The sequence below is a fragment of the Kitasatospora sp. P5_F3 genome (assembly GCF_054049135.1).
Map to the genome: position 1 here is coordinate 121,782 of NZ_JBFUMY010000014.1, position 7,342 is coordinate 129,123.

Annotated in this window: 6 protein-coding genes; 4 read left to right on the plus strand and 2 right to left on the minus strand. The window is 72.8% G+C overall.

Annotation, left to right across the window (positions count from 1 at the left end; genetic code table 11):
- The first annotated feature begins 400 nt into the window (after positions 1–400).
- Both ACXJMZ_RS12740 and ACXJMZ_RS12745 read left to right on the plus strand, forming a co-directional pair.
- Positions 401–2,932: a hypothetical protein gene (locus tag ACXJMZ_RS12740; protein ID WP_457030122.1), complete on the plus strand. Its 2,532-nt coding sequence runs from the start codon at positions 401–403 to the stop codon at positions 2,930–2,932.
- Positions 2,929–4,338 carry a leucyl aminopeptidase gene (locus ACXJMZ_RS12745; RefSeq protein WP_457030123.1) on the plus strand — a complete coding sequence of 470 codons (1,410 nt, stop codon included), beginning with the start codon at positions 2,929–2,931 and terminating at the stop codon, positions 4,336–4,338. Before ACXJMZ_RS12740 ends, ACXJMZ_RS12745 begins: the two co-directional genes overlap by 4 nt.
- A gap of 5 nt (positions 4,339–4,343) precedes the next feature.
- Here the strand turns inward: ACXJMZ_RS12745 and ACXJMZ_RS12750 are convergent, their stop codons facing one another.
- The gene (locus tag ACXJMZ_RS12750; protein ID WP_457030124.1) at positions 4,344–4,967 is read right to left on the minus strand and encodes a class I SAM-dependent methyltransferase; all 624 of its coding nucleotides are present in this window, start codon (positions 4,965–4,967) and stop codon (positions 4,344–4,346) included.
- An 86-nt stretch (positions 4,968–5,053) separates the two neighbouring features.
- Here ACXJMZ_RS12750 and ACXJMZ_RS12755 point away from each other — a divergent pair, with 86 nt between their 5' ends.
- On the plus strand, positions 5,054–5,593 hold the full coding sequence (locus ACXJMZ_RS12755) for an RBBP9/YdeN family alpha/beta hydrolase (RefSeq protein ID WP_457030125.1): 540 nt from the start codon (positions 5,054–5,056) through the stop codon (positions 5,591–5,593).
- A gap of 64 nt (positions 5,594–5,657) precedes the next feature.
- Here the strand turns inward: ACXJMZ_RS12755 and ACXJMZ_RS12760 are convergent, their stop codons facing one another.
- Positions 5,658–5,915 (minus strand): LysM peptidoglycan-binding domain-containing protein, encoded by a 258-nt coding sequence (locus ACXJMZ_RS12760; protein ID WP_457030126.1) that lies wholly within the window; start codon positions 5,913–5,915, stop codon positions 5,658–5,660.
- Between the two features lie 514 nt (positions 5,916–6,429).
- On the opposite strand from ACXJMZ_RS12760, the gene ACXJMZ_RS12765 reads away from it, so the two are divergent.
- Positions 6,430–7,342: RNA polymerase sigma factor (locus ACXJMZ_RS12765; RefSeq protein ID WP_457030127.1), on the plus strand; the 913-nt coding region annotated here is incomplete at its 3' end.

Below are 7,342 nucleotides of genomic sequence, written 5' to 3' on the forward strand. Positions count from 1 at the left end.
CACCCCGGCACAGCCACACCCTGCGGCCCTCGGCCACAGGGCTGCGGCGCATTTTCTGCCAGCCGAATGCATTACCTGACAAGGTCCTTCGAATTACGGCCGAAATACTCGCGACCACCCTTGACCGCGCCCGGCGGGCTGCCATAGTTTCCCCTCACCAGCACCGGCGCGAATATACGTGTCCGGTCATTCGGTGAAGGGAGTGCGAAATGTCGTACGAGTCCTGGGAGTCCCTTGCGGACGAGGTCGAGATCACCACGGGTGCAGCTGACTGCTGGACCTGTCTGATGGACGACGCCACCTGAGCCGTCCCACTGGCGTTGCGCCCTGTGGCCTCCGGTCGCAGGGCGCATCTCAGTTCTCCGAGGGCACTCCGAAGAACACGTCGCGAATGATGGGGATGGGCACCGTGGACCGCTGGCAGTTCAGTCACGGCACAGTCGGGGTGAACGCCCCGAGCTGGCTGACCTTCGAGGTGCACCGGCCGTACTTCGACGGTGCCGACAGCCCGCTGACGGTCATTCAGGCCAGGGCGGCGGTCCTGGCGGCCCGTCGGTTCGAGACCCGCACGCCCGGCGCGCTGCGCTTCGGCATGACGATGCCCGCGAGCTACCGGCGGCTGCTGGTCGAGGAGTCCCGGCTGCACCGATACCGGGCCTCGAACCCGGCGGAGCTGCCCGAGGAGCTGGCCTCGCCCGCCTGGCGGCGCATGACGGAGGCCTACCGCAACCACGCCGATCTGGACGCCGTCGACCGGGCCGGGCTGGCCCACTGGCTGGTCGCCGCCTGCCTGCTGCCCGCCGTGCTGGACCTGGTACCGGCGGATCTCGACCCGGCGGCCTGCCAGGACGCGGTGACGGCGGGGCTGCAGGCCGCCCGCGCGGTCGCGCTGTTCGGCCTCGAAGGTCTGACCGACCGGACGACCGCCGCCTACCTGCCGCTGGTCGACCACCCGGCCCCCACCCTCACCCACGTCCAGTCGGTGGCGGGCTGGGGCTATCTGCTGGCCAGGCACGGCGGTGACGACTCGGCCGTGCCGCACCACCTCGACCGGGCCCGGGCTCTCCTCGCCGACCTGGCAGGCGAGTTGACCGGCTTCCAGCGCACCGTCACGGAGGCCCGCCTCGCCCTGCGGGAGGTGATGTACGCCGAGCGGCAGCGGGACTTCGCCGGCGCGACGGCCCGGCTGACGGCGGCTCAGCAGGCCGTCGACGAGCTGACCCCGCCGGACCAGGACGACGCCCTGGTGCTGCTGGAGACCAGGCGTCGACTGATCGACCGCCGGGTCGAGATGGCCGTCAGGACCGGCGACACCGAAGCCGAACAGGCCGCCCTGGCCGAGGGGTTGGCGATCGACCCGAGCTGCGTGAAGCTCCGGATGCAGACCGCGCAGGCACACCAGCGCGCCGGGCGCCCCGAGCAGGCGTTGGCGGGCTACCTGCACGCCGCCCGGCTCGGCCCGTACGGGACCGGGTTCGCCCTGCTGCACGCGGCGGACTGCGCCGAGGAGACCGGGCAGGGCGAGTTCGCCCGGGTGCTCACCGAGCGGGCCTTCCGGGCCGCGCCGCGAGCCTCCGCGACCCGCGACCGGCTGGTGGCGAGCTGCTTGGCGGCGGGCGACCAGCCGCTGGCCGAGGTGGTCCGGCTGGCCGCCGACCGCGACCCGGAGCGCCCGTACGCCAACAACTGGCACTACCGGATGCACGCGGCGTACTTCAACCTGGGCGAGTCGCAGTCCCCCGGTCTCTACGCCAAACTGCCCACGCTGGCCTTCGAGTTCGCCGAGCAGGGCACCCCGCCGAAGGTGAACTGGCAGCGACTGATGCCGCCCGCCTTCCGCACCAACCTGATCCGCGAGTCGGGGCTGACCGAGTTCGCCGTCGCGCACCCCGCCGAACTCCCCGCCCACCTGCGCACCCCCGCCTGGGACACGCTCTGCGGCTGGGTGGAGAAGTTCGCCACCTACGAGGCGGAGCGGCAGCACCAGGTCGCCGTGGTGCTCTACCGGCTCGGATTCATCAAGCTGGTGCAGGAGTTGATCCCCTTCACCCCGGCGGCCGAGCTGCGGACGGCCGCCGAGCTGAGGCTGCACCACTGGCTGGACGTGGTCCGCTGGGTCGGCTCGGTCGGCCGGGCCGCCGTGGTCGCCCCGGCCAACTCGCGGGCGATCGCCGAGCACCCGGCCTGCCCGACCCACCTCCGGTTCGTGATCGCCGTGTTCTCGGTCATCTACGAGGCCCGGGAGACCCGTTCGCTGGAGACGGCGCTCGGCTGGCGGGAGATCGGCGAGCAGGCGATGGCCGAGCTGCTGGCCGATCCGCAGTACTCGCCGTTCGAGAAGATGATGATGGAGAGCCGGTTCTACCGCAGCGTCAGCTACGTACCGTTCCTCCAGCAGGACACCGCGCGGCTGGCCGCCGACATGGACCGGGCCGAGGAGCTGGCCCGGACGGTGCCGGCCGTCGGCGAGTACCAGGAGTTCCTGCGGCGGGAGAATCTACGGGCCTGCGTGGAGAGCCGCTCCAAGGAGTTCTACGCCTTCGGCGACAACGAGCGGGCGCACCTGCTGGTCGCTGAGGCGCTGGCCCTCGACCCGTACGAGCCCAAGACCCACATCGAGGTCGCGGAGGGCCTGCTGAAGGACGACAACCCCGAGGCAGCGGCGCACAGTTACCTGCGGACGGCCCGGCTGGGGCCGGTCTCCACCGCCTTCGGCTACGCGGCGGCGGGCGACTGCTTCGCCCGGGCCGGGCAGTCGCTGCTCGCCGAGGACTGCTACCTCCAGGCGCTCCGGATCGACCCGTACGCCATCTCCGCCGCCCGGGGCTGGGCCGCCGCCAGCCCGGCCAACGGCATGGGCGAGCTGGCCGCGCAGTACCTGGCCGATCTCGAGGCGTGGGGCGCCGCCCGCCGCGCCACCCGGACCGCATGAGCGCCGAGTGGCGGCTGACGCACCGTCAGCCGGACGATGTCGAGGCCGTGGTGACCCCGGTCTGGTCCGACGACCTGCCGGCCGAGCTGACACCCGCCTTCCGAGCGGGCAGCGGCTTCTCCGGCGCGCCGGGCCAGACCCTGCACCTGCCCGGCGACCCGGTCACCGTCCTGCTGGGCTGCGGTCCCCGGGCCGCGTACGGACGCGACACCGCCCGGACCACCGGCGCCCGGCTGGCCCGCGCCGTCTCCGGCTACCGGCGGCTGGCCCTCCGCGCCCCCGACGCCGAACTGCGGGCCCTGGTCGAGGGCTACCTGCTCGGCGGGTACCGCTTCGCCGGGTACTTCTCCCCCATGCCTGCCACCGACCAGCTGATCGACCTGGTCGCCGAGGACATTCCCGAGACGCGTACCGCGCTCGCCGCCGGGCTGCGGATCGGCGAGGCCGTGCTGCTGGCCCGCGACCTGGTGAACGAGCCCGGCGAGGCGCTCACCCCATCGGAGTTCGCCGACCGGGCGCTCAAGATCGCTGCCTCCGCCGGCCTGGAGTGCGAGGTCTGGGACGGCGACCGGATCGCCCGCGAGCGGCTCGGCGGCCTGCTCGGGGTCAGCCGGGGCTCCCTGCTGCCGCCCCGACTGGTCCGCCTGAGCTACCGGCCCACCGCCGACCCGGCGGCCCGGCGGATCGCGCTGGTCGGCAAGGGCGTCACCTACGACGCGGGCGGCCTCTCGCTCAAGCCGAACGCCGAACTCGCCGCCATGAAGGCCGACATGGCGGGAGCGGCCGCCGTGCTCGCCGCCATGTCCACCCTCGCGGCCCTGAACTGCCCGGTGGCGGTGGACGGTTGGCTTCCACTGACCGAGAACATGCCGAACGGGAACCCGATCCGGGTCGGTGACGTCCTCCGGATGCGCAGCGGCACCACCGTCGAGGTCCGGCACGCCGACGCCGAGGGCCGCCTGATCCTGGCCGACGCCCTGACCCTGGCCGGGGAGACCGCCCCGGACGCGATCATCGACCTCGCCACCCTCACCGACGCCGCCGCCGTCGCCCTCGGCCGCCGCATCACCGCCGTGATGGGTACCGACGACACCCTCACCGACGGCCTCCGCAGCGCAGGCCGCCGGGCGGGCGAGGAGCTCTGGCCACTGCCCCTCCCCGACGCCTACCGCGCCCAACTCGCCTCCCGCGTCGCCGACCTGGCCAACTACACCCTCGGCGTCCGCCACGGCACCGCCCTCCTCGCGGGCCTCTTCCTCCGCGAGTTCGTCCCCCCGGGCATCCCCTGGGCCCACCTCGACATCCAGGGCACCGCCCTCTCCGACGCCGACGACGCCGAGTGGACCCCCGGCGGCACGGGCGTCGGCGTCCGCACCCTGATCGAGTACCTGCTCCACGCGTGCTGAGCTCGTCAGCCGGCGGCGGTCTCCTGTCGCAGTCCCAGGTAGCTCCAGCGCACACCTCGCCGAGCATGCGGGTCCTCACGCTCGCTGTGGTGCACGAGGCTCAGACCATGACCACGGGCGAGCTCGATCGTCTCGTGCGCCGTAACGTCGAACATCCGCCGACCGGCCGGGACCGGGCCGTGCCGCAGGGAGAGGACTACCCGCCCCTCGGCGGCAAGCAGTTCAGCGATGCTCCTCATCGCCGACGACCGCTGCAGTTCATCCAGGTGCATCCACACGGCCGTCAGAAGGATCAGGTCGAAACGTCGGCCGCGACCGCGAAGCATCCTCATCTCGGGCAGCGCGTCGTCGACCCACTCGATGTCCCGGTCGTCATGGATCTGTTGACCCAGGGCACGAAGCTCCGCGGTGGGCTCGGCGGCGACGACCACATGCCCCTGGCCGGCCAGCGCGGCGGCGTCGCGGCCGCTGCCTGCTCCGATGTCGAGGATCGCGCTGGACCGATCGGGGAACAGATGCAGGACGTCGCGGTGGACTTCGGCGAAGGAGACGCTCTCGTACTGCTCGACGAGCATGTCTGCGGCCTCGCCATAGCCGGCGGTACTGGAAAGGGGCTCCGGATCGATCATTCGCACAGACTAGCTATGGTCGACGGACACACAGGACGGCCGACGGTGCCCGTCCACACCCCTGCCGTAGAGAGGGCCGAGCCCCGATGAGCACCCACCTGATCCTGCCCGGGTACCAGAACTCCGAGGCCGAGCACTGGCAGAGCTACTGGGAGCGGTCCGACCCGGCCATGTTCCGGCGGGTCGAGCAGGCCGACTGGGACAAGCCGCAACTGCCGGACTGGGTGGGCACCCTCGACCGCGCCGTGGCGGACGCCGACGCTCCCGTGGTGCTGGTCGCGCACAGCCTGGGCTGCATCACCGTCGCGCACTGGGCCGCCTCGGCCCGGCCCGAGCTCGCGGCCAAGGTGCTGGGCGCGCTGCTGGTCGCCCCCGCCGACATCGACACGGCGGAGGTGCCCGAGCTGGTCAACTTCCGCCCGGTGCCGCTCGCCCCGCTGCCGTTCCGCACCACCGTGGTCGGCTCGGACGACGACCCGTGGTGCACCGCCGACCGGGCCCGGGCCTTCGCCGACGCCTGGGGAGCCACGTTCGCGGCCGTCGGCCGGGGCGGGCACCTCAACACCGCGTCCGCGCTCGGCGACTGGCCGCAGGGGCGGGCGCTGCTCGCCGAGCTGACGGCCTGACAGCTGCCCGACACACCGATGGCCACCCGGGTGCGGGGTGGCCATCGGCGTAGCGGGGATCAGGTCAGAGCGAGAAGACCTGGCCCGGGTAGATCAGGTTCGGGTCGGCACCGATCACCTGGGCGTTCTTGGCGTACAGCGCCTCGGCGGAGGTGCCGTTGGCCGCGGCGATGCCGCCCAGGGTGTCGCCGCTCTGCACGGTGTAGCCGTCGCCGGACGCGGCGGAGCTGCTCCCGGTCGAAGCCGAGGAGGCGGAGGAGGACGACGAGTCACTGCTCTGCGTGGTCCCCGACGAGGAGCCGGTGTCCACCTTCGCGGCCAAGCCGCCCTAGGTCAGCCCGGCCTGCACGGAGCAGACCGGCCAGGCGCCCGGGCCCTGCGAAGCTACGAGCCTGAGCGCCTGTCACCAAGCCGTTTCGCGTCGCCCCAGCTCAGAGTCTGGTTACCGGCAGTACTGATCACGCGAGACCGGTCCCGACGCGCCGTTTCGGGCCGATTCGGCCGCCGGCCTCCCGCCCAGAGGTGACCCGGCCCACTCCGACACCCCCGTGAGCCCCGACACACCATCACCGAAGCGCAGGGGGCCGGCCACCCTCCGCCCAACTCGCACGCCGACCTCTCACACTCCTCTCACGCCTTCGGTGGCCCCGGGCCACACCAGTGAGCTGGGCGTTAACACCGGGGTGCGGAAAGGCCCGGTCCGGCATCCACTACGCTCCGCTGAGCACCGGGAGCCAAGAAAATCTCCGGGTGTTTTCCGTTATCGGCGGGCGGCCCGCTGATCTCCCATCACGACAGGGCAGTACGGACAGGCCGACGGACAAGGTGGCAGGCGGATGGACAGGTACGACGCGGAGCGGACGGTGACCCGGGCCCAGGCGGGTGACCAACAGGCCACGGACGAACTGATCGGCGCTCACCTGCCGCTGGTCTACAACATCGTCGGCCGCGCCCTCAACGGTCACCCCGACACCGACGACGTGGTGCAGGAGACCATGCTCCGCGTGGTCGACCACCTGCCCTCGCTCCGCGATCCGGCCGGGTTCCGCTCCTGGCTGGTCGCCATCGCGATGAACCAGATCCGCCGTCGCCACCAGGTGTCCGGCCAGGCCCAGATCCCGATCGGTCTGACGTACGACTCCGCCGACCCCGGCGCGGACTTCGTGGACCTCACCATCGTCCGGCTCGGCCTGGCCGGGCAGCGCCGCGAGGTCGCCGAGGCCACCCGCTGGCTGGACCAGGCCGACCGGGAGCTGCTCTCGCTCTGGTGGCTGGAGGCGGCGGGCGAGCTCAGCCGGGCCGAGCTGGCCGAGGCGCTGGAGCTGCCCCCGCAGCACGCGGCGGTCCGGGTCCAGCGGATGAAGGGCCAGCTGGAGACCGCGCGGGTGGTGGTCCGGGCCCTGGCCGTCCAGCCCGCCTGTCCGCAGCTGGCCGAGCTCACGACCCAGTGGGACGGTGCCCCCAGCGCGCTCTGGCGCAAGCGGATCGGCCGCCACGCGCGCGAGTGCGGCTACTGCGCCCAGATGTGGGAGGGCTTGTTCCCCGCCGAGGGCCTGCTGGCCGGGCTGGCGCTGGTGCCCCTCCCGCTGCATCCGATCGTCTTCCCTGTGGACACTCCGTCAGAGTTCGGCACCGACCCGACCCCCTCCACCGACCCGACCTCCTCCACCCCGCCGACCGGCGGCCGGGCCGCCGCGCGTCGGGCGGCCGCCCAGCGGCCCGGCCAGAGCGGCAAGGGCGGCGGCGGAC